Annotated in this window: 23 protein-coding genes and 1 riboswitch; of the genes, 7 read left to right on the top strand and 16 right to left on the bottom strand. The window is 71.3% G+C overall.

Annotated elements, in window-relative coordinates:
• Positions 1-60: 60 nt before the first annotated feature.
• Positions 61-1,293, top strand: a complete 1,233-nt coding sequence (locus ACIHAA_RS14890) for a glycosyltransferase 87 family protein (protein ID WP_399816939.1) — start codon at positions 61-63, stop codon at positions 1,291-1,293.
• Between the two features lie 43 nt (positions 1,294-1,336).
• Here ACIHAA_RS14890 and ACIHAA_RS14895 read toward each other — a convergent pair whose 3' ends face one another.
• From ACIHAA_RS14895 to ACIHAA_RS14915, 5 genes are all read right to left on the bottom strand, one after another.
• Positions 1,337-2,569 carry a hypothetical protein gene (locus tag ACIHAA_RS14895; protein WP_399816941.1) on the bottom strand — a complete coding sequence of 411 codons (1,233 nt, stop codon included), beginning with the start codon at positions 2,567-2,569 and terminating at the stop codon, positions 1,337-1,339.
• 569 nt (positions 2,570-3,138) lie between these two features.
• Positions 3,139-4,242: an NlpC/P60 family protein gene (locus ACIHAA_RS14900; RefSeq protein ID WP_399816943.1), complete on the bottom strand. Its 1,104-nt coding sequence runs from the start codon at positions 4,240-4,242 to the stop codon at positions 3,139-3,141.
• Positions 4,243-4,501: 259 nt separating this feature from the next.
• Complete coding sequence (locus ACIHAA_RS14905) at positions 4,502-5,542, bottom strand: NlpC/P60 family protein (RefSeq protein WP_399816944.1); 1,041 nt, start codon at positions 5,540-5,542, stop codon at positions 4,502-4,504.
• 346 nt (positions 5,543-5,888) lie between these two features.
• Entirely contained in the window at positions 5,889-7,238 is a 1,350-nt protein-coding gene (locus ACIHAA_RS14910) for an NYN domain-containing protein (RefSeq protein ID WP_399816946.1), read from the bottom strand.
• Positions 7,239-7,271: 33 nt separating this feature from the next.
• Positions 7,272-7,511 carry a hypothetical protein gene (locus tag ACIHAA_RS14915; RefSeq protein WP_399816948.1) on the bottom strand — a complete coding sequence of 80 codons (240 nt, stop codon included), beginning with the start codon at positions 7,509-7,511 and terminating at the stop codon, positions 7,272-7,274.
• A gap of 153 nt (positions 7,512-7,664) precedes the next feature.
• Between ACIHAA_RS14915 and ACIHAA_RS14920 the strand changes: the two genes are divergently transcribed.
• Both ACIHAA_RS14920 and ACIHAA_RS14925 read left to right on the top strand, forming a co-directional pair.
• A complete protein-coding gene (locus tag ACIHAA_RS14920) occupies positions 7,665-8,360 on the top strand; it encodes a rhomboid family intramembrane serine protease (RefSeq protein WP_399816951.1) in 696 nt (231 codons plus the stop codon).
• Positions 8,361-8,448: 88 nt separating this feature from the next.
• Positions 8,449-8,730, top strand: a complete 282-nt coding sequence (locus ACIHAA_RS14925) for an Lrp/AsnC family transcriptional regulator (RefSeq protein ID WP_390742073.1) — start codon at positions 8,449-8,451, stop codon at positions 8,728-8,730.
• Positions 8,731-8,826: 96 nt separating this feature from the next.
• Here ACIHAA_RS14925 and ACIHAA_RS14930 read toward each other — a convergent pair whose 3' ends face one another.
• The 6 genes from ACIHAA_RS14930 to ACIHAA_RS14955 form a co-directional block, all read right to left on the bottom strand.
• Positions 8,827-10,188, bottom strand: coding sequence for an aminotransferase class V-fold PLP-dependent enzyme (locus ACIHAA_RS14930; RefSeq protein ID WP_399816954.1), 1,362 nt, complete (start codon positions 10,186-10,188; stop codon positions 8,827-8,829).
• Positions 10,189-10,392: 204 nt separating this feature from the next.
• Positions 10,393-10,509: riboswitch (SAM riboswitch) on the bottom strand.
• 140 nt (positions 10,510-10,649) lie between these two features.
• Positions 10,650-11,714, bottom strand: coding sequence for an anthranilate phosphoribosyltransferase (gene trpD / locus ACIHAA_RS14935; protein WP_399816956.1), 1,065 nt, complete (start codon positions 11,712-11,714; stop codon positions 10,650-10,652).
• 136 nt (positions 11,715-11,850) lie between these two features.
• Positions 11,851-13,512 carry a cytochrome bc complex cytochrome b subunit gene (locus tag ACIHAA_RS14940; protein ID WP_399816958.1) on the bottom strand — a complete coding sequence of 554 codons (1,662 nt, stop codon included), beginning with the start codon at positions 13,510-13,512 and terminating at the stop codon, positions 11,851-11,853.
• Positions 13,509-14,567 (bottom strand): Rieske 2Fe-2S domain-containing protein, encoded by a 1,059-nt coding sequence (locus ACIHAA_RS14945; protein WP_399816961.1) that lies wholly within the window; start codon positions 14,565-14,567, stop codon positions 13,509-13,511. The genes ACIHAA_RS14940 and ACIHAA_RS14945 overlap by 4 nt, the downstream gene beginning before the upstream one ends.
• Positions 14,564-15,376 carry a c-type cytochrome gene (locus ACIHAA_RS14950; protein WP_399816963.1) on the bottom strand — a complete coding sequence of 271 codons (813 nt, stop codon included), beginning with the start codon at positions 15,374-15,376 and terminating at the stop codon, positions 14,564-14,566. Before ACIHAA_RS14950 ends, ACIHAA_RS14945 begins: the two co-directional genes overlap by 4 nt.
• Positions 15,377-15,488: 112 nt before the next feature.
• The gene (locus tag ACIHAA_RS14955; protein WP_399816965.1) at positions 15,489-16,109 is read right to left on the bottom strand and encodes a heme-copper oxidase subunit III; all 621 of its coding nucleotides are present in this window, start codon (positions 16,107-16,109) and stop codon (positions 15,489-15,491) included.
• Between the two features lie 190 nt (positions 16,110-16,299).
• Between ACIHAA_RS14955 and ACIHAA_RS14960 the strand changes: the two genes are divergently transcribed.
• Positions 16,300-16,701 (top strand): hypothetical protein, encoded by a 402-nt coding sequence (locus tag ACIHAA_RS14960; protein ID WP_399816966.1) that lies wholly within the window; start codon positions 16,300-16,302, stop codon positions 16,699-16,701.
• Between the two features lie 256 nt (positions 16,702-16,957).
• Here the strand turns inward: ACIHAA_RS14960 and ACIHAA_RS14965 are convergent, their stop codons facing one another.
• The 4 genes from ACIHAA_RS14965 to coxB all read right to left on the bottom strand — a co-directional run bounded on the left by ACIHAA_RS14965 (position 16,958) and on the right by coxB (position 21,448).
• Positions 16,958-18,232, bottom strand: coding sequence for an Ig-like domain-containing protein (locus ACIHAA_RS14965; RefSeq protein WP_399816968.1), 1,275 nt, complete (start codon positions 18,230-18,232; stop codon positions 16,958-16,960).
• A gap of 128 nt (positions 18,233-18,360) precedes the next feature.
• Positions 18,361-18,759 carry a cytochrome c oxidase subunit 4 gene (locus ACIHAA_RS14970; protein ID WP_399816970.1) on the bottom strand — a complete coding sequence of 133 codons (399 nt, stop codon included), beginning with the start codon at positions 18,757-18,759 and terminating at the stop codon, positions 18,361-18,363.
• Positions 18,756-20,492: a cytochrome c oxidase subunit I gene (gene ctaD, locus ACIHAA_RS14975; protein WP_399816972.1), complete on the bottom strand. Its 1,737-nt coding sequence runs from the start codon at positions 20,490-20,492 to the stop codon at positions 18,756-18,758. The genes ACIHAA_RS14970 and ctaD overlap by 4 nt, the downstream gene beginning before the upstream one ends.
• Positions 20,489-21,448, bottom strand: a complete 960-nt coding sequence (gene coxB / locus ACIHAA_RS14980; protein WP_399816973.1) for a cytochrome c oxidase subunit II — start codon at positions 21,446-21,448, stop codon at positions 20,489-20,491. The genes ctaD and coxB overlap by 4 nt, the downstream gene beginning before the upstream one ends.
• A gap of 258 nt (positions 21,449-21,706) precedes the next feature.
• Here coxB and ACIHAA_RS14985 point away from each other — a divergent pair, with 258 nt between their 5' ends.
• The gene (locus ACIHAA_RS14985) at positions 21,707-23,089 is read left to right on the top strand and encodes a cysteine desulfurase/sulfurtransferase TusA family protein (protein WP_399816975.1); all 1,383 of its coding nucleotides are present in this window, start codon (positions 21,707-21,709) and stop codon (positions 23,087-23,089) included.
• Positions 23,090-23,167: 78 nt separating this feature from the next.
• Here ACIHAA_RS14985 and ACIHAA_RS14990 read toward each other — a convergent pair whose 3' ends face one another.
• The gene (locus tag ACIHAA_RS14990; protein ID WP_399816977.1) at positions 23,168-24,142 is read right to left on the bottom strand and encodes a carbohydrate kinase family protein; all 975 of its coding nucleotides are present in this window, start codon (positions 24,140-24,142) and stop codon (positions 23,168-23,170) included.
• A 132-nt stretch (positions 24,143-24,274) separates the two neighbouring features.
• Between ACIHAA_RS14990 and ACIHAA_RS14995 the strand changes: the two genes are divergently transcribed.
• Both ACIHAA_RS14995 and ACIHAA_RS15000 read left to right on the top strand, forming a co-directional pair.
• Entirely contained in the window at positions 24,275-24,484 is a 210-nt protein-coding gene (locus tag ACIHAA_RS14995; protein WP_399816979.1) for a hypothetical protein, read from the top strand.
• A 184-nt stretch (positions 24,485-24,668) separates the two neighbouring features.
• Positions 24,669-26,258: a hypothetical protein gene (locus ACIHAA_RS15000; protein WP_399816981.1), complete on the top strand. Its 1,590-nt coding sequence runs from the start codon at positions 24,669-24,671 to the stop codon at positions 26,256-26,258.
• Positions 26,259-26,264: the final 6 nt, after the last annotated feature.

Genomic DNA, 26,264 nt, shown 5'->3' on the forward strand with positions numbered 1-26,264 from the left:
GCGGGCGATCATGGCTCCGCAGGGCGGACACGACGCGCGGGGCGCCGGAACAGGGGTCGGGTGGACATGCAGGGCACACGGAGGTTCCCGTTCGGGCTGCTCGCCGTCTGGGGACTGACGAGGGCGCTCCTGCTGCTCTTCGTCCTGCGGGTGTTCGTCTTCCCCGGCCCGGACGTCACCACCGACGTCTCGGTGATCTACCACGGCTGGTACGAGACCCTGCGCGGCGGAGCCTTCCCGCACGACGACGTCACCTGGCAGTACCCGCCCGCCGCCGCCCTCGCGATTCTCTCCCCCGCCCTGCTGCCCTTCCTGGACTACGCCCAGGCCTTCTACGTCCTCGCCCTCCTGGCCGACCTCGCGGTCCTCTGCCTGCTCGGGTACGCGGGCACCCGCCCGGGCAGGACCCTGCGCGGCGCCTGGCTGTGGACGGCCGGTGTCGCCCTGCTCGGCCCCACCGTCCTCGCGCGCTACGACGTGATGGTGACCGCCGTGGCCGTCGCGGCCCTCCTCGCGGGGGTGGCCCGGCCCCGGGTGCTGGGAGCGCTCGCGGCACTCGGCGCGCTGGTGAAGGTGTGGCCCGCGCTGCTGCTGGCGGGGGCCGCGAGCCGCCGGGCCTGGGTCTCGGCCGCGGCGACGGCGGGCGGCCTGGCCCTTCTGTTCGGCCTGACCGCCCCCGGCGCCTTCTCCTTCGTGACCGCCCAGCGCGACCGGGGCACCGAGGTGGAGTCGATGGGCTCGCTGGTCCTCCATGTCGCCCGGCACCACGGCTGGCAGGGACAGGTGCTGCTCAACTACGGCTCGGTGGAGTTCCTCGGCCCCTATGTGGACTGGATCAGCGCGGCGGCCCTGGCGCTGACCGTGATCGCCTTCGGCTGGCTGCTGCTCTGGCGGCTGCGCGTCCGCGGGCTGCGGCCGGAGGCCCTCGCGGACGCGGCCTTCGTGGCGGTACTGCTGTTCACGGTGACCAGCCGGGTCATCAGCCCCCAGTACCTGGTGTGGCTGGTGGGACTGGCCGCGGTGTGCCTGCGCCGCCGCGGCAGCCGGATGGTCCTGCCCGCCTGTCTGGTCCTGGCCGCCTGCCCGGCCACCGTCCTGGAGTTCCCGGTGTACTTCGCGGACGTCGTCGGCAGCGACCGGCTGGGCGTCACCCTGCTCTTCGTGCGCAACGGGCTGCTGCTGCTCGCCGCGGTGACGGCCGCCCGGGCGCTGTGGCGGACCACGGTCCCCGTCACCCCGCCCGCCGTACCGCCGGGGACCCCGCGCGCCGAGGAGTCCCTGACGCCCTCCTGACGGACCTGCGGCGGCGCGGGCGGGACCGGTTCGGCTCGTCCCGTCAGCGCAGTTGGTCCCGCAGATACGTCTGCCACTGGCGGGTGAACTCCGCCGGGGTCGTCCCAAGGACCCGCTTCAGGGCGGTCTCCACCGAGCCCTCGCGGGTGCGGTGGTCACCGACCGCCCGGTAGAAGGCGTTCAGCCGGGCCTCCCCCCAGCGGTCGGCGATCATCCGGCAGGCCAGCCAGCCGCCCTCGTAGGCCCCGGCGAGGGTCTCCGCGTCCCCGGCGAAGGCGAAGTCGGAGTCGCGGGGCAGCGCGGCCAGGATCCGTCCCCGGGCGACCGAGCGGGCGAGTTCGGGAGCCGCCTGCACGGGAGTGCGGCCGGTGCCGCGGTAGCCGACCCAGTCCGCGTAGCCCTCGGACAGCCACAGGGGCGTGGCCGGCGTGGTGTGGGCGCGGGTGGCCACATGGGTGGTCTCGTGCCGGAGCACGACCTGCTTGCCGAGGTCGCCGAGCGCGGCGTACGCGTCCGGGTTGACGATGATCCGGTCCGCGGGCGTCTGCCCGGTGCCGCCCGCCTCCCCGGTGGTGACAGCGGCGATCCCCCGGTACCCGGACGCGGACGCGCCGAGCAGCCGCGCCATGCCGTCCAGCGAGCGCGGTACGAGCACCACCACGTGCCGGGCCCAGTCGGTGCCCCAGGCGGCGGTGACGGCGGGCACCGAGCGGTCCGCGAGATCGGCGTAGGCCCGCAGGACGTCCCGGGGCTGCCCCTGGCCGAGGACCAGGCTGTGCGTGCCGCGGACGGTCTCGACGGCGCCCTGTTCCCAGAGCTGGCCGCCGGTCTTCCCGGCGGGCCGGTCGGCGCTGACGTACCAGCGGCCGTCGGTGCGGGTCAGCCGCAGCACCCGGTCGGTGGTGACCGGCGCCCGGTCGTAGCCCCGCACCCGGTAGCGCAGTTCGGCGTCGGCGCGCGCCTGGTCGCCGGTGCGGTGCAGCGCCGTGATCCGGTACGACCAGGCGGCCAGCGGCACGGACCGCAGATTGTCGAACTCCTGGGCCCCGGGTGCCGGGCGCGCTCCCGTGCCGGTCCCGGCCCCGGTGCCCGGCGCCTCGGTGGCGAGGAACCCGGTCCGGTTCCCGGACAGCACGGCGGCCGCCCGCTGGTCCAGGACCCGCTGCACGGCGGCCGTCTGGGAGTCCCGTGCGGACCCCCCGCCGCACCCCGCGACCCCGCCCAGCAGCAGCGCACAGCACGCCACGATCCCCGACGCCCGCCTCCGACCAGCCACCGTCCGATGGTACGCGGCGACCCCCCACCCCACGGGCGCCACGGCCAGGACGGGGGGGACGGTGCCCGCAGGACTCGGCCTCGGCCGTCGCGGCCAGGGCAGGGGGATGCTCCAGCCGAACTCGACCCCGGCGGCTGTGGTCAGGGCCGGGGGACGCCGCCCGCAGAAGTCGGCCCGGCCGCCACGGTCAGAGCCGGGGGACGACGCCCGCCGAACTCGACACCGGCCGCCGTGGTCAGGGCCGGGGTACGGCCCGGGCGGCCTCACCCTCCACCGCCGCGGCCAGGGCCGGGGGACGACGCCCGCAGGACGCACCCCCGGCTTCCGCGATCGGAACCGGGCTACGGCCCCGGGCGGCCGCACTCCCCGCAGCCACCGTCAGGGCCAGCTGACAACACCCGCCCGGCTCACCCTCGGCCGCCGCAGTCCGGGCCGGCCACGGCTCCCCTCGGCCTCACCCCCGACCATCGTGGTCAGGGCCCGGCGACGGTCCCCGCGGCACTCGACCCCGGCCGTCGCGATCGGAACCGGGGGACGGCCCCGGGCGGCCTCGCCTCTCGCCGCCGTGGTCAGGGCCGGGTGATCGAGGAGATCGGCATCATTCCGACCGGGTCGTAGCGGACCGCTGCTCCCGGGTGGGGGGCGTGGATGACCATGCCGCCGCCGACGTACATGGCGACATGGCTGGCGTCGGAGCGGTAGACGACCAGGTCGCCGGGGCGCGCCTGGGAGAGCGGCACCCGGTGCCCGGCGTAGCGCTGCTCCTGCGAGGTGCGGGGCAGCCCGATGCCCGCGTGCGCGTACGACCACTGCATCAGGCCCGAGCAGTCGAAGCCGGACGGTCCGCTGGCCCCCCAGATGTACGGGCGGCCGAGCGCGGAGCGGGCGGCGGCGACCGCGGCCGCGGCGCGCGCGTCGGGCGCGGTGGCGCCGGTCGCGAGATCGGCCGGTGCGGGCACCCGGGCTCCGGAGCGGGAGGCCCGGTCGTAGGCGGTGCGCTCGGTGGCCGGAAGGGAGGCGAGCAGCCGCCGCGCGGCGGCGAGTTTGCCCTCGACGGTCTTCTTGTGCCGGGCGACGGCCTGGCGGTTCTGCTCCAGGGCGGCCAGTTCACCGGTGGCGTCCGCGCGTTCCCGGTCCAGCTCGCGCAGGGCCGACTGGAGTTCCCTGAGCTGCCCGGCCTGGCGGGAGCCGATCCGTTCGAGCGTGGCCGCCCGGTCCAGGTACTCGCCCGGGTCGTCGGAGAGCAGCAGCCCGAGGGAGGAGGCGATGCCGCCGGCGCGGTACTGGGCCCCGGCGACCGAACCCAGCTCGTCCCGCAGGGCGTTGACGCGGCCCTGCTGGCGGGCGATCCGGTCCTGCGCCTGGCCGATCCGCCGGCGCAGCGCAGCGGCCCGCTCGGCCGCCCGGTCGTACGCCTCGGTGGCCTGCTCGGCCTCCTGGTACAGCCGGTCCACGGTGACCTGGGCGTCATGGCTGGGGGCGGCGTCCGCGGGTGCGGCTCCGAACGTCGTGGCGGCCGCTGCCGCCGCGGCGGCCGACAGCGCGGCGGCGGTCCTCCGCAGCGCCTGGTGCGCCTGGGGGGCGCCCGGCTCGGTGTCCCGTGGGCCCACCGGGCGCGGGGCGCTTCGGCCCCCGCCGAGGCCGGTTGGTGCAAGACGGCGATGGGACCCCACGACCGGTCGCTCTCCCTTCCGCTGACAAGGCCCCGCCGCACGGCGGGGAAACGCGGCAGACAGTAGCGGGGCGGTCACCCGTGGTCCAAAGGCCCGCAGGGGTGCGGACAGCACTGTGCCCCGCCGCTGACGCAGGTCATCGGCGGGGCACGGGGTCAGCGGGCGTCGCTGGAATTCGCCCGTTCGGGCGGAGTGGCAGCACGGCGCGCGGGGGACGCGGCGGCCTCGGACTCCAAGGACCGGACGCCGACGCGAAGCGTCAGACGCGGACGCCGAACATGAAGGGGCCGCCGATCGTGTCCATCGACTCGTAGCGGACGACGGTGCCGGTGCGCGGGGCGTGCAGGATCTGGCCGTTGCCCGCGTAGAGGCCCACGTGGTGGATGTCGTTGAAGAAGAAGACCAGGTCGCCGACCTTGAGGTCGTTCACCGAGTAGATCCGGGTGCCTATGTTGGCCTGCTCCTGCGAGGTGCGCGGGATGGAGACGCCGGCCTGGGCGTAGGACCAGGAGGTCAGGCCCGAGCAGTCGAAGGAGGACGGACCGGTGGCGCCGTAGACATAGGGCTTGCCGAGCTGGCTCTCGGCGGCGGAGAACGCGGCACCGGCGCGGCCGGAGGCGGAGCCGGTGTCCCCGCTGAGGACGCTGCGCTCACTGGCGCGGCTGGCGCGGTTCTGCTCCTCGTTGAGCTGCGCCTTCTGCTGCGCGGTGAGGGAGTTGAGCAGCTTCTGCGCCGAGGACAGCTTCCCCTGGACTTCCTGCTTCTTCTTGCCCAGCTCGGTCCGGGTGGCGGCGAGGTCCTTGAGCTTGTCGGAGGCCTCCTGGCGCTCCTGGGCCAGCTCGCGCTGCTTCTCCTGGATCTTCTTCAGCGCCTCGACCTGCTGGCTGCTCAACTGGTCGAGCGTGGACGCCTTGTCGAGGTAGTCGTCCGGGTTCGAGGAGAGGAACAGCTGCACGGAGGGGTCGATGCTGCCGGTGCGGTACTGGGCGCTGGCCATGGTGCCGATGCCCTCGCGCAGCTGGTTCAGCTCGTCCTGGCCCCGGGCGACCTTGTCCTGGAGAGCGGAGATCTGCTTCTCCAGGTTGTCCTGCTTCTCCTTGGCGCCGTTGTACTTCTCGGTGGCCTGCTCGGCCTCCTCGTAGAGCTTGTCGACCTTGGACTTGACCTCGTCCTTGCTCGGCTTCTCACTGGGAGCGGCGTTGGCGGCCTGGGCGCTGAAGGCCACAGCGGCGGCTGCGGCGGTGGTGAGCACGGTCACACGGGTGCGGCTCGGCTGCTTGGGTCGACGGTGGGACGCCACGGGGGCGAGCTCCTTCTTCCTTCAGCCGCCTACCGACACGCCGGCGGGCGGTGCCCTCCGCCGGTCACCCACCCCTTGTGAGTGATCACCCGCGCGAAGGTTCGAGGGCAAACCTAGTGACCTCGCTGTGATCAGTTCAAATCCTGAGCGGGAAAATCGCGGCTGCGCAATGCATTCTTTGCACAGAACTCACGTCGGGTGATGCCGCTTTGACACAACGTTGCCCACCACCCGTCCCAATTCGGGCATGCCTGACGGACGTTGCGCTTGGGACACAGGAGACCGATGGGACGTACGGCACAACGCGCGGGCACGGCACGGAAGTCCGTTATGCCCGGAAAGATCGCTATGACCGGGAAAACCGCTTGAGCAGGACGACCGAAGCAACCGGGCGGGCACCCGCCCTGGCGACCCCGTCGGCCACCTCGCGGTCGGTGGAGACCACGATGACCGGGCGGCCCGGCGGCTCCGCGCGCACCAGCTGGCGGATCAGCTCGTCGGCGGTGACGCCCGGCTTGGAGAACAGCACCCGCACCCCGCGCGGCGGCGCGAGCAGCACCGGGGCGGCCAGTTCGGCCCCGTCGAAGACGCAGGTGACCTCCGCGCCGGTCTGCGCGGCGAGCTGGGAGAGCTGTCCGAGAAGTCTGAGCCGCTGCTTCTCCAGCGGCATCTGCGGATAGCCGGTCTTGGTGACGTTGTAGCCGTCGACGACCAGATGCGCCTGAGGCAGCGCCAGCAACTGGTCGAGGATGGCGGGGTCGTTCTCGGACAGCGCGCGGGCGGCGATGTCCTTCGGCGTCATCCGGCCCGGTTCGACGGCGTCCACGGTCTCCGCGGGCCGCATCGAGACGGGCGGCAGCGCCAGCTCCCGCCGCAGCCCCTGGGCCGCGTCCAGCACGGTGTCCAGCAGCAGCCGTACCCGCATGTCCTCGACGCTGCGGCCCTCGCGGGCGCCGCGGCGCGCGGCCTCCAGGGCGGCCTCGGCCTCCCCGAGGCGCCCCTTCAGCCGCCGGGTCTCGCTCTCGGCCGCGGACACCTGCGCCTGGCTCTCGGCGCGGACGGTGTCCATCTCGCCGCGGGCCTTGCGCAGGGCGGCCTCGCCGCGCTTGACGTCGCTGAGCGCCGCCCGCAGCTTGCGGTGCAGCGATTCGGCCTCCTTGCGGGCCGACTCCAGCTCCCCGCGCAGCCGTTCAATCTCGTTGCGGGTCTGCTCGCGGGCGGCGGACAGCTCCCCGCGCAGCCGCTCCAGCTCGGCCCGGCTCTCCTCGTCGGCGCGCTCGGCGTCCGCCCGCTGGGCCTCCTCGCCCGCGGCGGTCACCAGCTTCACCCAGCCCGCCGGGCGCAGTACATAGGCCGCGGCCGCCACGTCCAGCGGGTCCGCGGCCGGGGGCGGCGAGCCGGAGTCGAGGGCGCCGGTCAGCTCCGGCTGGGCCTCTCTGAGCTTCTCGGCGATCCGCTGCCGGAACAGCGTGTCGGTCTCCAGGGCCGCCGCCATGGCGTTGCCCGCGAACTTGGCCCGGCGGTTGGGGGCGAAGCGGGCGTACTGCCGCAGCTGTGCGGGCAGTTCGGCCAGGGTCAGTCCGCCGAAGCTGTCCGAGACGATTCCCACGACCCGGCGGCGCACACCGTCGGGCAGCGGACGGTCGAGCACCTCAGCGGTGCCGTCGACCGGCTCCCCGCCCGAAGTCTCCACCATCCGTCACCCCAATATCCGTGCGGGCCGTCTCCCTCAGGAGGCGGCACCCGGCCTGTCCACGAGTTCCACCTGGTCCGCGGCGTTGCACCAGCGGCAGCGCACCGACTCGATGGTCTCACTGACCACCTCGCGCTCCTCAATCCTCGGTTCCCCGGCCAGATCGAGATGCACATACTCGACGACCTTCGACGAGCGCGTCACATCGAACCGGGTGAGGTTGCCGCAGAGCGTGCAGCGCCAGCGGGTCGTCTCGGTCGGCAGGGGAGCCGTCATCGTGGCTGCTCTTCCTTCCAGTCTCCGTGATGCGCCAGTTTCCCTGGAGCGTGTGGCTCGTAACCCTACGGCCTGCCGGACGGTCGCCGCCCGCCCCTCTCACGCGGCGAGGCACTCTGTGCGGATCGGTCCGCTTACGCCATGCTCTGTCCCATGATCAGCACCTGGAGCAGAACGGCCGGCCGGGCGCTGCGGACACAGTCGGCGCCGGTGACCTACGGACTGATCGTGCTGTGCTGTGTGATCTTCGTGCTGGGACCGGCCTCGGGACTGAATCCCGCGTACGGCAAGGGCGACGCGCTGCTCGCCGCCCAGCGGGCCTACTTCGCCCACTGGGGCGTGATCCCCGCGGAGCTGTTCGGCGGGGCGCCCCGGGCCGTCCTCACACTCGCGACGGCCCTGTTCATCCACGGCAGCTGGGTGCATCTGCTCGGCAACATGCTGTTCCTCTACGTCTTCGGGGCGATGGCGGAGGAGCGGATGGGCCATCTGGAGTTCGCCCTGTTCTACGGGGGCTGCGGCTGTCTGGCACTCCTCGGGTACGCGGCGGCCCACGCGCAGTCGGCGCAGACACTGGTCGGGGCCTCGGGGTCGATCTCCGCGGTGCTCGGCGCCTTTCTGTTCCTGTTCCCAGGAGCCAGGGTTACCAGTCTCTTCCCGTTCCTTTTCTTCCTGCCCCTGCGCTTCCCGGCCTGGGTGGTGCTGCCCTTCTGGGCCACGCTCCAGTGGATCGCCACCGGCCGCGCCGCCCAGGGCCCCGGCGTCGCCTACCTGGCCCACGTCGTGGGCTTCACCCTCGGCTTCCTCTACGCCTGGGCCCGCCACCCGGTCCTGGTGCCCCGGCCGTGAGACCCGGCGGGGAGGGACGTCTCTTGGTGCGGGGTGGGGCACGTCTTAGAGTGACAGTCCGAGCGTGCACCTAGGGAGACTGCCAGCCGTGATCACTGCGATCGTGCTCATCAAGACCAGCGTGGACCGGATCCCCGAGATCGCCGAGTCGATCGCCGCCCTGGACTGCGTCAGCGAGGTCTTCTCCGTCACCGGTACCTATGACCTCATCGCCATGGTGCGGGTGCAGGCCCACGACGACCTGGCGGACGTGATCCCCGGGCGGATCAGCAAGATCCCAGGCGTGCTGGCCACGGACACGCATGTCGCCTTCCGCACCTACTCCCAGCACGACCTGGAGGCGGCCTTCGCGATCGGGCTCGACAACTAGGGCCTCTCGTTTGGATCATGCCGGGCTCGATCCAAACGAAAGACCCTGGCCGGACGCAGACGGCCCGTCACCGCCGTGGCGGTGACGGACCCCCGGTCAGACCGCCGGGACGCAGCGGCCGTCCTCGGTGCGGTAGGTCCACCGCGCGCCGTCGCGGACCAGTTCGCCGACCGCGCGGACGAAACGTTCCACATGCTCGTCGGGGGTGCCCGCGCCGAAGCTGACGCGGATGGCGTTCAGTGAGCGCTCACCCGGCGCGGCGTCGGGGGCCCCGCACTCGCCCTGGGCGCCCGGGTCGCCGCCCAGCAGGGTGCGCACCAGGGGGTGGGCGCAGAACAGGCCGTCCCGGACGCCGATGCCGTACTCGGCGGAGAGCGCGGCGGCGAAGTGGGAGCTGTTCCAGCCCTCGACGACGAACGAGATCACGCCCACCCGGGCCGCGTCGTCGCCGAAGAGGGAGAGCACCCGGACCTCCGGGATCCCGGCAAGCCCGGCCCGCACCTCGCGGACGAGGCGCTGCTCACGGGCGACCAGGGTGTCGAAGCCCGCTTCGGTGAGGGCCTTGCAGGCCGAGGCGATGGAGTAGGCGCCGATCACATTGGGCGACCCGGCCTCGTGCCGCGCGGCGGTCTCGTGCCACTCCACGTCCACTCCCCCGTCCGTGCGCCGGGTGACCCTACGGCTGGCGCCGCCGCCCGCAAGATAGGGCTCGGCGGTACGCAGCCAGTCGGCACGGCCCGCCAGCACACCGGCGCCGAAGGGGGCGTAGAGCTTGTGCCCGGAGAAGGCGACCCAGTCGACATCGAGGTCCGTGACCGACACGGGGTGGTGCGGGGCCAGCTGGGCGGCGTCCAGCACGATGCGCGCGCCGTGCGCATGGGCGGCCTCCGCCAGTTCGCGCACCGGCCACAGCTCCCCGGTGACATTGGAGGCGCCGGTGACACAGACCAGGGCCGGTCCATGGGGGTCGCGCCCGGCGAGGGCCCGCTCCAGGGTCCGTACGGCCTGCTGGGGGGTGCGCGGGGCGTCCAGGACGGTGACCTCGGCGCCCCGCCAGGGCAGCAGCGAGGCATGGTGCTCGGTCTCGAAGACGTAGACCCGGCAGTCCTCCGGCAGGGCCCCGGCGAGGAGGTTGAGCGAGTCGGTGGTGGACCGCGTGAAGACCACCTGGTCCGCCTCCCGGCAGTCCAGGAACTCGGCGACGGTCCGGCGGGCGTTCTCGAAGAGGTCGGTGGACAGCTGCGACAGATACCCGGCGCCGCGGTGGACACTGCCGTAGTACGGCGCGTACGCGGCCACGTCGTCCCAGACCCGCTGGAGCGCGGGGGCGCTGGCCGCGTAGTCGAGAGCCGCGTAGGTGACTTCGCCGCCGGTGACGAGCGGGACGCTGACCTCCCGGCCCAGCACGGGCAGCGGAGCACAGACGGACGGGTCGCAGGCAAGGGTGGAGACGGACATGGGTGCACTCCCGTGAGGCAGGTGGGACCACCGTGCCGGAGGGTGCGCGGAACGGCGCGCGGTCCTGTCGACGGCACGGGGAAGGAAAAGGTGAAGCGGGGATGCGGAGGCGGGGCTCTGCGGCCCTACGGCATTCGCTTGCTCACGGAAGGCTCCCTCGAACGACCAGGACCCCTGGCCCCACGCCGGATACGGCGTGTGAGGGGTCCGCGCTTGCCGCAGACCTCGCTGCCTGCGACCTGGTCTTCACCCGGGGCACCCCGCCACGGACGGAGGGTTGCCGGACAGCCGGCCGGGGCCGAGTGGCTGTCGCTCATGACCTGGGAAGGACGCTAACGGACGTGATCGGGCGGTCGCAACAGCTGTCCGGATACCGGGACGTGGAGCCTTGACACGTACCCGGCTCGAGGGCAAACGACGGGGGAGCCCGGACGTGCCGTGCTCCCCCGTCGTGCTCGAGCTCAGCGGTGGCTCGCGGCCACCCAGCGCTCCAGCGTCCGCCGGGCGGACCCCGAGTCGATCGACTCCGCCGCCTTCTCCATCCCGGCGCGCAGCTGCACGGCCAGCGGCTCCCCGGTGGGCTCCAGGGCCACCAGCGCCGCCGCCGAGTTCAGCAGGACCGCCTCGCGCACCGGCCCGGTCTCCCCGTTCAGCACGCGCCGGGCCACATCGGCGTTGTAGGAGGCGTCGGCTCCGCGCAGCGCCTCGACCGGCACCAGTTCGAGACCGACGTCCCGGGGGTCGAAGGTCTCCTCGGCCACCGTGCCGTCACGGACCACCCAGACCCGGGAGGTGGAGGTCGTGGTCAGCTCGTCGAGTCCGTCGTCGCCCCGGAAGACCAGCGAGGAGTTCCCCCGCTCGGCGAGGACGCCCGCGACGATCGGCGCCATCCGCGGGTCCGCGACGCCCACCGCCTGCGCCTTCACCCGGGCCGGGTTGGTCAGCGGGCCGAGGACATTGAACGTCGTACGGATCCCGAGCTGTCCGCGCGCCGCGGCCACATGCCGCAGGGCCGGGTGGAACTTCACCGCGAAGCAGATGGTGATCCCGGCCTCCTCGGCCACCTCGGCCGTGCGCCGGGGGGTGAGGTCCAGATTGATGCCGAGCTTCTCCAGGACGTCCGAGGAGCCGGAGGCGGAGGACGCGGCCCGGTTGCCGTGCTTGACGACCTTCGCGCCGGTGCCCGCCACCACGATCGACGACATCGTGGAGATGTTCACCGTCTTCGCGCCGTCGCCGCCCGTGCCGACGATGTCCACGGCCGGACCCGGCACCTCGATCACATGCGCGTGCTCGTACATCGCCCGGACCAGACCGGTGATCTCCTCGACCGTCTCGCCCTTCGCCCGCAGCGCGACGACGAAGGCGGCGATCTGGGCGTCCGTCGCCTCTCCGCGCATGATGCGGTCCATCGCCCAGGCCGTGTCCTCCACGCTCTGGTCCTGGCCGTCCAGCAGCGCGTTCAGTACCCGCGGCCAGGAACGGGCCGCCGCGGTGTCGCCTCCAGCGGGGGTCACAGCGCTCATAAGCCGCTCCTGGGTACCTGTCCCGGTCGGGACGCACATTCTCGAACAGGTCCACCCTATCCAGCCCGGGGGACGGCAAAGGGCCCCGTCCGGTGCATCGGACGGGGCCCTCGCCGTGGCGTGGCGCGCTCAGCGATCAGTGGTGGCCGTGGCCGCTCGTGATCTCCTTGTACTCCTCCACCGTGGGCTTGGTGATCTGGCTGTCCTCGCCGTAGTAGGCGTTGCTCAGCCGGGCCCGCAGCTTCGCGGAGCCCTTGATCTTCCGCTCGACACCGTTCTTGTCGACCGTCGGACCGATCTCGGCAGGCTTGTACTGCTCGTGCGCCGTGAGCGTGTGCAGCTGCTCCTGGCTGAGCGGCTCGTGGACCTCGATGAACTCACCGTGCGGCAGCCGCTTGATGATGCCCGACTCGCGGCCGTGCAGCACCTTGTCGTGGTCGCGGCGCTGGAGGCCGAGGCAGATCCGCTTGGTGGCGATGAACACGAGCACCGGCACCACGAAGAAGGCGATGCGGACGAACCAGGTGATCGCGTTGATCGACAGGTGGAAGTGCGTGGCCCAGATGTCGTTGCCACCACCGACGAGCATCACGAAGTACCAGGAGATCCACGCGGCACCGAAGGCCGTACGCGTCGGCGCGTTGCGCGGGCGGTCCAGGATGTGGTGCTCGCGCTTGTCGCCGGTGATCCAGGACTCGATGAAGGGGTAGGCACCCATCACGGCCAGGGTCAGCGGGAAGAGCAGCAGCGGGATGAACACACCCAGGACGAGCGTGTGGCCCCACAGGTTGATCTCCCAGCCGGGCATGGCACGGATGAGACCCTCGGCCTGGCCCATGTACCAGTCGGGCTGGGCGCCCGTGGAGACCTGGTCCGGACGGTAGGGGCCGATGGCCCAGATCGGGTTGATCTGAGCGATCGCCGCGACGGCCGCGATCACACCGAAGACCAGGAAGAAGAAGCCTCCGGCCTTGGCCATGTAGACCGGCAGCAGCGGCATGCCGACGACGTTGTTGTTCGTCTTGCCGGGACCCGCGAACTGCGTGTGCTTGTGGTAGAAGACCAGGATCAGGTGGCCGACCATCAGACCGAGCATGATGCCCGGCAGCAGCAGGATGTGGATCGAGTAGAAGCGGGCCACGAAGTCGCCGCCCGGGAACTCGCCGCCGAAGAGGAAGAACGACAGGTACGTGCCGACGATCGGCACGGACAGGATCGCGCCCTCCATGAAGCGGACACCGGTGCCGGAGAGCAGGTCGTCCGGGAGCGAGTAACCGGTGAAGCCGGTGAACATGCCGAGGACGAACAGCAGGAAGCCGAACAGCCAGTTGATCTCACGCGGCTTGCGGAACGCGCCGGTGAAGAACACGCGCATCATGTGCACGAACATGCCGGCCAGGAAGACCAGCGCGGCCCAGTGGTGGATCTGCCGGATGAGCAGACCGCCGCGGACGTCGAAGCTGATGTGCAGCGCGGAGTTGAACGCCTCGCTCATCAGCTGGCCCTGGAGCGGCACATAGCTGCCGTGGTACACCACCTCGTTCATCGAGGGGTGGAAGAACAGCGTCAGATACACACCCGTGAGGATGATGATCACGAAGCTGTAGAGGCAGACCTCGCCCAGCATGAACGACCAGTGGTCGGGGAAGATCTTGCGCATGTTCGACTTGGCCAGGGAGTAGATCCCCAGGCGTCCGTCGGCCCAGTCGGCGACGCGCTCGCCGGCCGGTGCCTTTCCGCGCGCAGCGCCCGCGCCGTCCGTTGCGGATCGGCTCGTGTTGCTCGGTGTAGTGCTCATCCGCGCTCCCAGAAAGCAGGACCGACGGGCTCATCGAAGTCGCCGAGCGCCTCGAGGTAGCCGTCCGCGTTGACGCCGATGCGCAGCTGCGGCAGGGCGTGACCGGCCGGGCCGAAGATGACCCGGCCACCGTCGGAGAGGTCGAAGGTGGACTGGTGGCACGGGCAGAGAACGTGGTGCGTCTGCTGCTCGTACAGGGAGATCGGGCAACCGACGTGGGTGCAGATCTTCGAGTAGGCCACGATGCCCTCGTGGGACCACGAGAGTTCCTTCTTGTCCTTGATGTTCTCCGGCTGGAGCCGGACGAGCATCAGGGCGGCCTTCGCGATCTGCTTCTGGAAGTCCTCGTTGGTCTCCTCCAGGCCCTCGGGCCTGGCGAAGGTCAGCGAACCCACCGCGACGTCCGAGGCGCGCATCGGCTGGTTCGTGTTCACGTTGACGAGGAGCTTGCCCTTGGACCAGGCCGTGTGACGCAGCTTGGTGCCGGGCAGCGGACCCAGGTCGCGCAGCAGGAACAGGCCGGAGAGCGGCACCAGGGCCAGCGCGCCGAACATCGTGTTCCTGATCAGGGAGCGGCGACCGATCGCCGACTCCCGGGCGCCGTCGGCGAAGTCCGCGAGGACCTTCGCCTTGACCTCCGGCGCCGCCTCGATCGGGTGACGCTCGTCGGCGACCTCGACGTCGGACATCAGGGTGCGGGCCCAGTGGACCGCGCCCGCGCCGATCGCGAACAGCGCCACGCCCAGCGTCAGGCCCAGCGCGAAGTTCATCGCGCTGAGGTGCCCGATCGGGAAGACGTAGATCGACCTGTCGTTCGGGATCGTGACGTACGAGACGATGAAGGCGATGGTGGCCAGCATCGACAGGGTGAACATCAGGGCGACGGCGCGCTCGGAGCGCTTGGCCGCCCGCTCGTCGATGTCCTGGATCCGGTGCTCGTGGGGCGGCAGCCCCGGGTCGGCGAACGGGTTCTCCTCGTCCGCGACCGCTACGGCACCGTGATGGGTGTCCTGCTCAGCGGGCAGGTTCTCTTCGGGAATGTCTTGGCTACTCATGACTTCTTGGCCTTTGCGGTCCGAGCGGCGACCCAGACGGCGACCGCGATCAGCGCGCCCAGTCCGAAGATCCAGGCGAAGAGGCCTTCGGAGACCGGGCCGAGACCGCCCAGGTCGAGACCGCCGGGGTTGTCGGTCTGGTCACCGTTGACCGCGTTGACGTAGGCGATGATGTCCTTCTTGTTCTGCTGCGACAGGGTGGTGTCGGGGAAGGACGGCATGTTCTGCGGGCCGGTCTGCATGGCCTCGTAGATGTGCTTGGGCGCGACACCTTCGAGGCTCGGCGCGAACTTGCCGTGCGACAGGGCACCGCCCTCGCCGGTGATGTTGTGGCACTGCGCGCAGTTGGTGCGGAAGATCTCGCCGCCCTTGGCGATGTCGGCACCCTCGGGGCTGTAGTCGTTCGCCGTCGGCACGGCCGGGCCGGCGCCGAGCGAGGCGACATACGCCGCGATCTGGTCGATCTGGGCCTGCGAGTAGATGTTCCTCTTCTTAACCACCTGGGGGCCCTGGGAGGTGGCGGCCGGCATACGGCCGGTGGCCACCTGGAAGTCCACGGCCGCGGCGCCCACGCCGACCAGGCTCGGACCGTCGGAGGAGCCCTGACCCCTGGTGCCGTGGCAGCTGGCGCAGCCCACCTGGTAGAGCTTCTTGCCCTCCTCGATGGCGAGGGACTGGGAGGTTTCATCGGCCTGCGCCTTGCTCGCGGGCGCGAACGCGGCGTACAGCCCCCCGGTGGCCGCCAGCGCGAGGAGTAGGACGACGACAGCCGCCAGCGGATGGCGTCGTCGTGCGGAGAGCTTTTTCACGGATTACCCCGGTGTCAGGATCTTCTGCGTCGATGCTTCTGGAAATGGATCGGATCGTCGGGGTCGCCCGGTTCCCCCGCGGGGGTGCCCGTACGCCGCGGCCGACCCCCGATTACCTGATCAGGTAGATCGTGGCGAAGAGGCCGATCCAGACGACATCGACGAAGTGCCAGTAGTAGGACACGACGATGGCGGCGGTTGCCTGCTCATGGGTGAACCTGCGCGCCGCGTAGGTTCGGCCGAGCACCAGCAGGAAGGCGATGAGACCACCCGTCACGTGCAGGCCGTGGAAGCCGGTGGTCAGGTAGAACACCGAGCCGTAGGGGTCGGAGGACAGCGAGAGGCCGTCCTTCTTCACCAGCTCGGTGTACTCGAAGATCTGCCCGCCGACGAAGATCGCACCCATGATGAAGGTGACGATGAACCAGCCCCGGAGCTTCTTCACATCACCCCGCTCGGCCGCGAACACGCCGAGCTGGCAGGTCAGCGAGGAGAGCACCAGGATCGTGGTGTTGGTCGCCGAGAACGGAAGGTTGAGATGGCCCGCCATCTCCTTCCAGTGCGTCGGACCCGTCACCGATCGCAGGGTGAAGTACATCGCGAAGAGGGCCGCGAAGAACATCAGCTCGGAACTCAGCCAGATGATGGTTCCGACACTGGTGAGGTTCGGCCGATTGACCGACGGGTGCGCGTGCCCGGTTTCTACTGTCGTTGCTGTCGCCACGACCGACATTATGTCGGTCGCTTATCCCGCCCTCACTCCGGGGGGTGCCGTTCGGAGTGTCCGCACCGTGTGTAGTGCCCGTATGGCCCATCGAACGGCCCGTCGAAGCCATGTGCGGACCGGTGTTGACCGGGTGCCCGAGGGAGTAGCATCCGCCCCAACGGTCCGTTCCGTACGACGCCGATGTCCCGGAGGAAGCATGCAGCCGACCGCCACGGTGCTGGTCTACAGCGACGACTCCCGCACACGCGAGCAGGTGCGGCTCGCGGCCGGGCGCAGGCCCGCCCCGGACGTCCCCGAGGTCCGCTTCGTGGAGTGCGCGACACCCGCCGCGGTCGTCCGGGAGCTCGACCGGGGCGGCATCGACGTCTGTGTGCTGGACGGCGAGGCCGTGCCCATGGGCGGGATGGGCGTCTGCCGCCAGATCAAGGACGAGATCTTCGACTGCCCTCCGGCGCTGGTGCTGATCGCGCGCCCGCAGGACGCGTGGCTGGCGACCTGGAGCCGGGCCGACGCCGCCGTGGCGCTGCCGGTGGAGCCGGTGGAGCTGGCCTCCGCGCTGGCCTCGCTGCTGCGGCGACGGGCCCTGGCGAGCGCCTGACGGCGTTCTGACACCCGCACACCCGACACCCGACGCCCGGGAGCGGCTCCCACGGCCCGGGATGGCGCTCCATCAGCCCGAGGCAGCGCTCCACGGGGCCAGGACGGCTCGCGGGCCGGGGCGGCGCTCCCCGGGCCCTCAGACGGCTCCCGGAGCCCCTGTGGCCCCGGGTGTCCCACGGCACCCCTGTCCGCCGCCGGGAGCGTCCCGTGCCCCTGTGCGGGGCACGGGCCCCGACCGGGGCACGGGTGCCCGGTCACACCGACTGCGGCCGCAGCCTCGCGATGTCCGACGGGTTGGGTCCCGCCTTGTCCGGGGTCAGGGCGCTGCCCTTGCCCCACTTGGCCCAGTCGAGGTTCCAGTCGCCGAAGCCGTTGCCGAAGGGGTCCATCTCCGGGCCCCGGGAGTTGACGACCTGGACGATGTCGCCGAGGCGGACGGTGTCGAAGAACCAGTGGGCGTTGCCGGTGGTCATACCCGTGCAGCCGTGGCTGACGTTGGCGTATCCCTGGGAGCCCACGGACCAGGGCGCGGCGTGCACGTACTCGCCGCTCCAGGTCACCCGGGCCGCCCAATAGACCATCAGATCGAAGGAGTCGCTGGAGCCCGCGGAGATGCCGATGGTGGTTCCCCGCATCCGTACCGCGGACTGCTTGGCCAGGACGACCTTGATGCCGTTGCGGGTGTCGTAGCCGGGGCGGCCGGTGGTGACGGGGATCGTCCGGATCACCTCGTCGTTCTTGTAGACCGTCATCCGGTGCGCGGCGGCGTCCGTGACGGCGACCAGGCGGTCGCCGAGGGTCAGGTGCACGGGCTTGCTGTCGCCGCCCCAGACCTTGTCGGAGACCTTCACGCCCGCCAGGTTGCTGTGCACCGTGATGCTGGTGTGGGCGGGCCAGTACTCCTTGGGGCGGTAGTGCAGCGTCTTGTCGTCCACCCAGTACCAGGAGCCCTCCACCGCGGGCACCGAGTCCACCTTGAGGGCGCGCTCCACGATCGCCCGGGACGCCTTGTCCTTGACGGGCTGGCTGAGCGCGGCGGTGACGGGCTGTCCGACGCCGTAGGTGCCCGTGTCGGGGCCGAGGGCGACGTCGAGGGTCTTCTTGGCCTTCGGGGTGGCGGTGTCGAACTCGAGGACCTTGCGGCCGGGTGCGCCGTCCTCGTCCTCCGTGCTCACCTGCACCGTGTAGTGGGTGCCCGCGGCGAGCGGTGAGGTGCTGTGCCAGCGGCTTCCGTCGGCGTTGAGTTCACCGGCGACATAGCGTCCCCGGGAGTCCACGGCCGTGACGTCGGTGATCCGTCCGTCCGAGTCCGAGGCGGTGATCTCCAGGGGCTTGTCGGGGTCGGCCTTCTTGTCGTTGTCGGCAGGTGCGTTGTAGGCGATCTGGTCCGCCGCATCGAAGGGATGCGCGGCGAGCGGGTCGCCGTCGACGCCGCAGGCGACGGGGCCCGCGGCAAGGGATATCAGCAGCAGGGTGCAGCCGACGACCGTGCGGTGTCGTGGCCCCCGGAAGAAGACGAAGTGGCTCATGGCCTCACGCTATGAACCGCGCCCGGCCGCGGCGCGCCGAGTGGGCCGGGCGGGGGACGGAAAGCGAGGCAAAAGAGGGAGCCCGGACACTTCGGAGAGTGTCCGGGCTCCCGTGCGCACGGCGCGTGTTACTGGGTGCGGTTCTCACCGCGGTAGTACTCGAAGACCCAGCCCCACAGGCCCACCAGGATCAGCGGGGCGGAGAAGTACATCAGCCACCAGCCAATCGCGATGGACAGGAACGCCAGGGCGCCACCGATCGCGAGGGAGAGCGGCTGCCAGCTGTGCGGGCTGAAGAAGCCGACCTCACCGGCGTCGTCCGCGACGTCGGCCTCCTTGTTGTCCTGGGCGCCCGCGTCGACCCGCCGGGCCGTGAAGGCCAGGTAGTAGCCGATCATGACGCTCAGGCCGAAGGCCAGGAAGAGCGCGGTGGTACCGGCCGGCTCCTTCGACCACAGGCCGTAGATGGCGGCCATGATCAGGAGAAAGACGGCCAGCCAGAGGAACATCTTGCCCTGGATCTTCACTTGCCGGACTCCTTGCCATCAGCGACGGCCTTGCTGCCGGCACCCGCGTGCTCGAGCTGCTCGAGCGCGGTGATCTCCGGGTGGTGCAGGTCGAAGGCGGGGGATTCGGAGCGGATCCGCGGCAGCGTGAGGAAGTTGTGCCGCGGCGGCGGGCAGGACGTCGCCCACTCCAGCGAACGGCCGTAGCCCCACGGGTCGTCGACGCCGACCGGCTTGCCGTACTTGGCCGTCTTCCAGACGTTGTAGAAGAACGGCAGGATCGACAGACCGAGGACGAACGAGCAGATCGTCGAGATCGTGTTCAGGGCGGTGAAGCCGTCGGCCGCGAGGTAGTCCGCGTAACGACGCGGCATGCCCTCGGCACCCAGCCAGTGCTGGACCAGGAAGGTGCCGTGGAAGCCGACGAACAGCGTCCAGAAGGTGATCTTGCCGAGGCGCTCGTCGAGCATCTTGCCCGTGAACTTCGGCCACCAGAAGTGGAATCCGGCGAACATCGCGAAGACGACCGTGCCGAAGACCACGTAGTGGAAGTGCGCCACCACGAAGTACGAGTCGGAGATGTGGAAGTCCATCGGCGGCGAGGCCAGGATGACACCGGTCAGACCACCGAAGGTGAAGGTGATCAGGAAGCCGGTCGCCCAGAGCATCGGTGTCTCGAAGGACAGCGAGCCCTTCCACATCGTGCCGATCCAGTTGAAGAACTTCACACCGGTCGGGACCGCGATGAGGAACGTCATGAAGGAGAAGAACGGCAGCAGCACACCGCCGGTGACGTACATGTGGTGCGCCCACACGGTCACGGAGAGACCGGCGATGGCGATGGTGGCGCCGACCAGGCCCATGTAACCGAACATCGGCTTACGGCTGAAGACCGGGATGATCTCGGAAATGATGCCGAAGAACGGTAGCGCGATGATGTACACCTCTGGATGGCCGAAGAACCAGAAGAGGTGTTGCCACAGCAGAGCGCCGCCGTTGGTGGCGTCGAAGACATGGGCACCGAACTTGCGGTCCGCCTCCAGGGCGAACAGCGCGGCCGCGAGGACCGGGAAGGCCAGCAGCACCAGCACACCGGTCAGCAGCACGTTCCACACGAAGATCGGCATGCGGAACATCGTCATGCCGGGGGCGCGCATGCAGATGATGGTGGTGATGAAGTTGACCGAACCGAGGATCGTGCCGAAGCCGGAGAAGGCCAGACCCATGATCCACATGTCGGCGCCGATACCCGGCGAACGCACCACGTCCGACAGCGGGCTGTAGGCGAACCAGCCGAAGTCGGCCGCACCCTGCGGGGTGAGGAAGCCGCCGACGGCGATCAGCGAGCCGAACAGGTAGAGCCAGTAGGCGAACATGTTCAGCCGCGGGAACGCCACATCGGGCGCACCGATCTGGAGCGGCATGATCCAGTTGGCGAAACCGGCGAACAGCGGCGTCGCGAACATCAGCAGCATGATCGTGCCGTGCATCGTGAACGCCTGGTTGAACTGCTCGTTCGACATGATCTGCAGACCCGGCCGGGCGAGCTCGGCGCGCATGAGGAGCGCCAGCACACCGCCGATGCAGAAGAACGCGAACGACGTTGCCAGATAGAGCGTGCCGATCGTCTTGTGGTCCGTGGTGGTCAGCCACTTGACGACGACATTGCCGGGATTCTTGCGCCTGACCGGCAGCTCGTTCTCATATGAGCCCGTAGCTGCGGCGGCACCCTGGGGTTCGTTGAGGATGCTCACAGGTTGTTCGTCTCCCGGTTCTTCTCGTGGCTCGTCTGCGCGATGCCCGCGGGGATGTAACCGGTCTGCCCCTTCTTCGCCAGGTCCTTCAGGTGCTGCTCGTAGCGCTCGGGCGAGACGACCTTCACGTTGAACAGCATTCGGGAGTGGTCGACACCGCAGAGCTCGGCGCACTTGCCGCGGAAGGTGCCCTCCATGGTGGGGGTCACCTGGAAGGCGTTGGTGTGGCCCGGAATGACGTCCTGCTTCATCAGGAACGGCAGCACCCAGAAGGAGTGGATGACGTCACGCGAGGTGAGGACGAAGCGGACCGTCTCGCCCTTGGGGAGCCAGAGGGTCGGGCCGGGGTTGTTGGTCTGCGGGTTCCGCGTGCCCGGCGTACCGAAGTCGTAGACACCGCCGGCGTTCGCCGGGAAGTCCTTCTTGAACCGGTCCGGGATCGCGTTGAGATTCGGATCGGTCTTGGCGTCGCCGGTCACCCCGCCGACGGGGGTGACGTAGTTGAAGCCCCAGCTCCACTGGTAGCCGACGACGTTGATGGTGACGTCGGGCTTCTTGTCGAGGCTGAGGAGCTTCGACTCGTCGCGGGCCGTGAAGTAGAAGAGCACCGAGACGATGATCAGCGGGACCACGGTGTACAGCGCCTCGATGGGCATGTTGTACCGGGTCTGCGCAGGGACTTCGATCTTGGTGCGGCTGCGCCGGTGGAACATGGCGCTCCACAGGATCAGGCCCCACACCAGCACGCCGACGGCGAGCGCGGCCGCCCAGGACCCCTGCCACAGGGAGAGGATCCGGGGAGCCTCCTCCGTGGTCGGGGTGGGCATACCAAGGCGGGGGAAGTCCTTGTATGTGCAACCGGTGGCGGTCGCCAGGACCAGGCCCGCGGTCATTGCCTGCAGCAGCTTCCGCCGCATCGGGCGCCGCGGCGAGCGGTCGGAGCCGTTGGGACTCACGTAGCGCCTTCCCGAGAGTCTCGCCCGCGCGGTCGGCTGCGGCCTTCTCGCTGGTCGGTCGCCGCCCTGCGTCGGGCAGGGGTTTGGATGTTTATGCGGACCAAACCCTACTGGACGCCATTTGGGGTCGCGCGGGGAGGGTACCCAACGCGCCGCCGGACACCCCGAAGGGAGGGAATGCCCGTTTGTGGGCCCCTCCTGACGGGTCCTACGGCCGCCGCGAGGGGGCCCGTCGTTCGCAGGAGTTAGCGTTGCGGTGTGTCCTACTTCGACGCCGCCTCCGCCGCTCCCCTGCACCCCGTGGCCCGTCAGGCCCTGCTGGCCTCCGTGGACGAGGGGTGGGCCGACCCCGCGCGGCTGTACCGCGAGGGGCGGCGGGCCCGGATGCTGCTGGACGCGGCGCGGGAGGCGGCGGCCGAGGCGGTGGGCTGCCGCCCCGACGAGCTGGTGTTCACCCCGTCGGGGACCCGGGCGGTGCACTCCGGGATCGAGGGGGCGCTCGCCGGCCGCCGCCGGGCCGGACGTCACCTGATCGTGTCCGCGGTCGAACACTCCTCTGTCCTCCATTCGGCGGAGGCCTTCGAGGCCGCCGGGGGGACGGTGACCCGGGTGCCGGTCTCCCGGACGGGCGCCGTCGACGCGGAATCCTACGCGGCGGCGCTGCGCCCGGACACCGCGCTGGCCTGTCTGCAATCGGCCAACCATGAGGTGGGCACCGAGCAGCCGGTGGCCGAGGCGGCCGAGGTGTGCCGGGCGGCAGGGGTCCCGCTGCTGGTGGACGCGGCGCAGTCGCTGGGCTGGGGGCCGGTGGAAGGCGGCTGGTCGCTGCTGACGGCGAGTGCGCACAAATGGGGCGGACCCGCGGGGGTCGGGCTGCTCGTGGTGCGCAAGGGGGTGCGGTTCGCTCCGCAAGGCCCGCTGGACGAGCGGGAGTCGGGGCGGGCGGCCGGGTTCCCGGACATCCCGGCGATCGTGGCGGCCGCGGCGTCGCTGCGTGCGGTGCGGGCGGAGGCGGCCGGAGAGGCGGCCCGGCTGCGGGAGCTGACGGAGCGGATCCGGGCACGGGTGCCCGTACTGGTCCCGGACGTGGAGGTGGTGGGCGACCCGGTCCGCCGGCTGCCCGGGATCGTCACCTTCTCCTGTCTCTATGTCGACGGGGAGACCGTGCTGCACGAGCTGGACCGCGCGGGCTTCTCCGTCTCCTCGGGTTCGTCCTGTACGAGCAGCACGCTGACCCCGAGCCATGTGCTCAAGGCGATGGGGGTGCTGAGCGAGGGCAATGTCCGGGTGTCGCTGCCGACGGGGACCACGGCCGAGGAAGTCGACCGGTTCCTTTCGGTGCTGCCCGGTGTGGTGGCGGAGGTGCGCGAGAAGCTCGGAGCCCCGGCCCCGAGGGCGGCGACGGCGGCCTCCGGGGACGCCCTGGTGGTCGACGCCCTCGGCAGGCGGTGCCCGATCCCGGTGATCGAACTGGCGAAGGTGATCGGGGACGTCCCGGTGGGGGGCACGGTGCGGGTCCTGTCGGACGACGAGGCGGCCCGCCTCGACATTCCCGCATGGTGCGAGATGCGGGGGCAGCGCTACGAGGGGGAGGAGCCGGCGGAAGGGGGCTCCGCCTTCCTGGTCCGCCGGCTCTCCTAGGTTCTCTTGAGTCCTTGCGCCGCGGGCCCGCAGGTCCGTGCGCTCCGGCCTCCGCGGGGGCCGGTCAGCGGGCGGCGGTCAGGCGAGGTACTCCTTGACCTCGGCCGCGGCCTCCTCGCCGTAGGCCTTGGCGAAGCGGTCCATGAAGTGGCCCCGGCGCAGCTGGTACTCCTGGGTGCCCAGCGTCTCGATGACCAGCGTCGCGAGCATGCAGCCGACCTGGGCCGCGCGCTCCAGCGGGACGCCCCAGGCCAGGCCGGACAGGAAGCCCGCGCGGAAGGCGTCGCCGACGCCCGTCGGGTCGACCTTGGCCGTCTCCTCGGGCACACCGACCTCGATCGGGTCGCCGCCCGACCGCTCGATGCGCACGCCCCGCGCGCCGAGCGTGGTGACCCGGTGGCCGACCCGGCCGAGGATCTCGGCGTCGCTCCAGCCGGTCTTCGTCTCGATGAGCCCCTTCTCGTACTCGTTGGAGAAGAGGAAGGTCGCCCCGTCCAGCAGTATCCGGATCTCGTCGCCGTTCATCCGGGCGATCTGCTGGGAGAAGTCGGCGGCGAAGGAGACCCCCCGGGAGCGGCACTCCTCCGTGTGGCGCAGCATCGCCTCCGGGTCGTCCGCGCCGATCAGCACCAGGTCGAGTCCGCCCACCCGGTCGGCGACCGTCTTGAGTTCGATGAGCCGGGCCTCGCTCATCGCACCGGTGTAGAAGGAGCCGATCTGGTTGTGGTCGGCGTCAGTGGTGCAGACGAAACGGGCCGTGTGCTGGGTTTCGGAGATGCGGACGGAGGCGGTGTCCACTCCGTGCCGGTCCAGCCAGGCCCGGTACTCGTCGAAGTCCGAGCCCGCCGCGCCGACCAGGATCGGCCCGGTGCCGAGCTGCCCCATTCCGAAGGCGATGTTCGCGCCCACGCCGCCCCTGCGGACGTCGAGGCGGTCGACCAGGAAGGACAGCGAGACCGTGTGCAGTTGGTCCGCGACGAACTGATCGGCGAAACGACCGGGGAAGGTCATGAGGTGGTCAGTAGCGATGGAGCCGGTGACTGCGATACGCACGGCGAGGACACGCTCCTGTGGAGGTGGGAGATTGACAGTTCACGCTACCCGGTGGGCCCCCCTCACCGAAGCAGGCGAAACCACCCAGAAGTGGACTTTCTTCATCGACCTCGGTGTGCCTACCGTTTTCTCATGAGGAAGTCCGAATTCCATGACCTCGGCCCGCCGGACCCGGAAGGGGAGCTGGCGGCGCTGCCCGGCGACGGCGCCCGGATGGTCCCGCACTGGGCCCCACCCGAGAGGCCGGCCGCCCGTCCGGTCCCCCCTTCCCGGATCCGCGGTGTCAGGGTGCCGCCCTCCTCGGCACGCCTGCTGGACGCCCTGTCCGACTACGGGGACTGAGCAGGCCGGGACCGGCCCGGCGCGCCGGGGCGGGACGGGCCAGGGCGCGCACCGAGGGAACCGTGCGCTCCCCCGGTGCGTCCCATCGCCGTCCTCCTCGACGAGGAGGCGGGGTACGACCCCCGGGCGCTTTCTGCGGGCGGCCGGGGCCCCAGGAGGCAGCAGAGGCCGAAGGAGCGATGCGGTGAGCACCGAGCGACCCGACGACACAAGCGGCGTACCCGACGTCAGCGAGCCCGCGGGGGCCGCGCCACGGCGGCGGCTGTCCGCGGCGGCCGCCCCGGTCGTGGCCGCGGTCCTGCTCGTCGGTGGCGGCGGGGCCTATCTGGCCGCTGGCGCGTCCGGCCCGGCGGACGGCGCCCCGGTCGCGGAGGGCGGCACCACTCCCCCGCCGCTGGCCCTGGACGGCGGCACCGGAAGCGGCGCCGGGGGGCCCGCGCCGGGCATCGCGGTGGGCGAGCCGAACCCCTACGGCACCACGTACACCGCGGCGGGCACGCTCCCGGACGGCCCGAAGTCGGCTCCGGTGTACTGGGCCAAGGGCCGGGTGACGCAGGAGGAGGTGGCCCGGCTGGCCGGGGCCCTGCATCTGAGCGGCACCCCGAGGCTGGCCGACGGTGTGTGGCAGGTGGGCGCGGCACGCACCGGCGGGGAGCCGAATCTCCGGGTGAACCAGGACGCGCCGGGCACCTGGACCTTCACCACCACCGTGCCGGGCTCGGACAACTGCGTCCCGGGCAAGGCGTGCCGCCCCGGGGGCTCCGGGGCGGAGGGGGCGCGGTCCGGACCGGTGGACGAGCAGGCGGCGCGGCGGGCGGCGGCCCCGGTGCTCAAGGCTATCGGCCAGGACACCGCGAAGCTGGACGCGTCCCAGCTGATGGGCCAGGTGCGGGTGGTGAACGCCGAACCGGTGGTGGGCGGCCTGCCCACGCACGGCTGGACGACCGGGGTGCGGATCGGACCCGACGGCCGGGTCACCGGCGGCAGCGGCACCCTCGTGACACCGCAGAGGGGCGCCGTCTATCCCGTACTGGGCGCGAAGAGGACGCTGGAGCTGATGAACGCCGTGCCGCCGTCCTCGTACGGGCGCAAGGGCATCGGCGGCTGCACCGGTCCCGTGCCGGTCAAGGACCGGGACGAGAAGCCGTGCCCGGCGGACAGCTCCGCCGCGCGGCGGACCTCGGCGACCGTGCGGGGCGCGGTGTTCGGGCTGGTCGCGCACACGGCGGGCGGGAAGGCGGTGCTGGTGCCGTCCTGGCTGTTCGAGGTGGGCGGGACGGGGGCCCCGGGGAGCGGCGGCGCGTCCACGGTGGCGTATCCCGCGGTCGACCCGGAGTATCTGGCCGTGCCCCGGAACCCGGGCGGCCCGCGCCAGGCACCGGGCGGCCCGAGCGGTTCGCAGGCCCCGGCCCCGTCGACGAGCGCGCCGGGATCCCGGCCGACGCCCGCGCCGACGCACCGTGAGGTCAAGGTGCTGGGCTATCGCACCGACGGCCGGGACCTCACCGTCTCCTACGAGGGCGGGGTGTGCGCCGACTACGCGGCGTCCGTGCGCGAGGACTCCGACCGGGTGACGGTCACCGTGACCGAGACGCCCTGGCAGGGCAGGGTCTGCGCCATGATCGCCAAGGTCTACCACCGGACGCTTCAGCTGAAGGCGCCGCTCGGCGACCGCCGGGTGGTGGACGGGAACGGGAGCCCGGTCCCGCAGGAGACGTCGAGCACCCCGCCGAGGGAGTCGGTCTCGGGCGGCACGGGGGCGCTCCCCCGCTGACGGCGG

It is taken from the genome of Streptomyces sp. NPDC052040 (genome assembly GCF_044548405.1).
Classification (GTDB): Bacteria; Actinomycetota; Actinomycetes; order Streptomycetales; family Streptomycetaceae; genus Streptomyces.

Excerpts from the sequence above, each read along its gene's own strand:
- ACIHAA_RS14910 (WP_399816946.1), bottom strand. The coding sequence starts at position 7,238 with ATGGTGGAGACTTCGGGCGGGGAGCCGGTCGACGGCACCGCTGAGGTG.
- ACIHAA_RS14915 (WP_399816948.1), bottom strand. The coding sequence starts at position 7,511 with ATGACGGCTCCCCTGCCGACCGAGACGACCCGCTGGCGCTGCACGCTC.
- ACIHAA_RS14920 (WP_399816951.1), top strand. The coding sequence starts at position 7,665 with ATGATCAGCACCTGGAGCAGAACGGCCGGCCGGGCGCTGCGGACACAG.
- ACIHAA_RS14930 (WP_399816954.1), bottom strand. The coding sequence starts at position 10,188 with ATGTCCGTCTCCACCCTTGCCTGCGACCCGTCCGTCTGTGCTCCGCTG.
- trpD (WP_399816956.1), bottom strand. The coding sequence starts at position 11,714 with ATGAGCGCTGTGACCCCCGCTGGAGGCGACACCGCGGCGGCCCGTTCC.
- ACIHAA_RS14940 (WP_399816958.1), bottom strand. The coding sequence starts at position 13,512 with ATGAGCACTACACCGAGCAACACGAGCCGATCCGCAACGGACGGCGCG.
- ACIHAA_RS14945 (WP_399816961.1), bottom strand. The coding sequence starts at position 14,567 with ATGAGTAGCCAAGACATTCCCGAAGAGAACCTGCCCGCTGAGCAGGAC.
- ACIHAA_RS14955 (WP_399816965.1), bottom strand. The coding sequence starts at position 16,109 with ATGTCGGTCGTGGCGACAGCAACGACAGTAGAAACCGGGCACGCGCAC.
- ACIHAA_RS14960 (WP_399816966.1), top strand. The coding sequence starts at position 16,300 with ATGCAGCCGACCGCCACGGTGCTGGTCTACAGCGACGACTCCCGCACA.
- ACIHAA_RS14965 (WP_399816968.1), bottom strand. The coding sequence starts at position 18,232 with ATGAGCCACTTCGTCTTCTTCCGGGGGCCACGACACCGCACGGTCGTC.
- ACIHAA_RS14995 (WP_399816979.1), top strand. The coding sequence starts at position 24,275 with ATGAGGAAGTCCGAATTCCATGACCTCGGCCCGCCGGACCCGGAAGGG.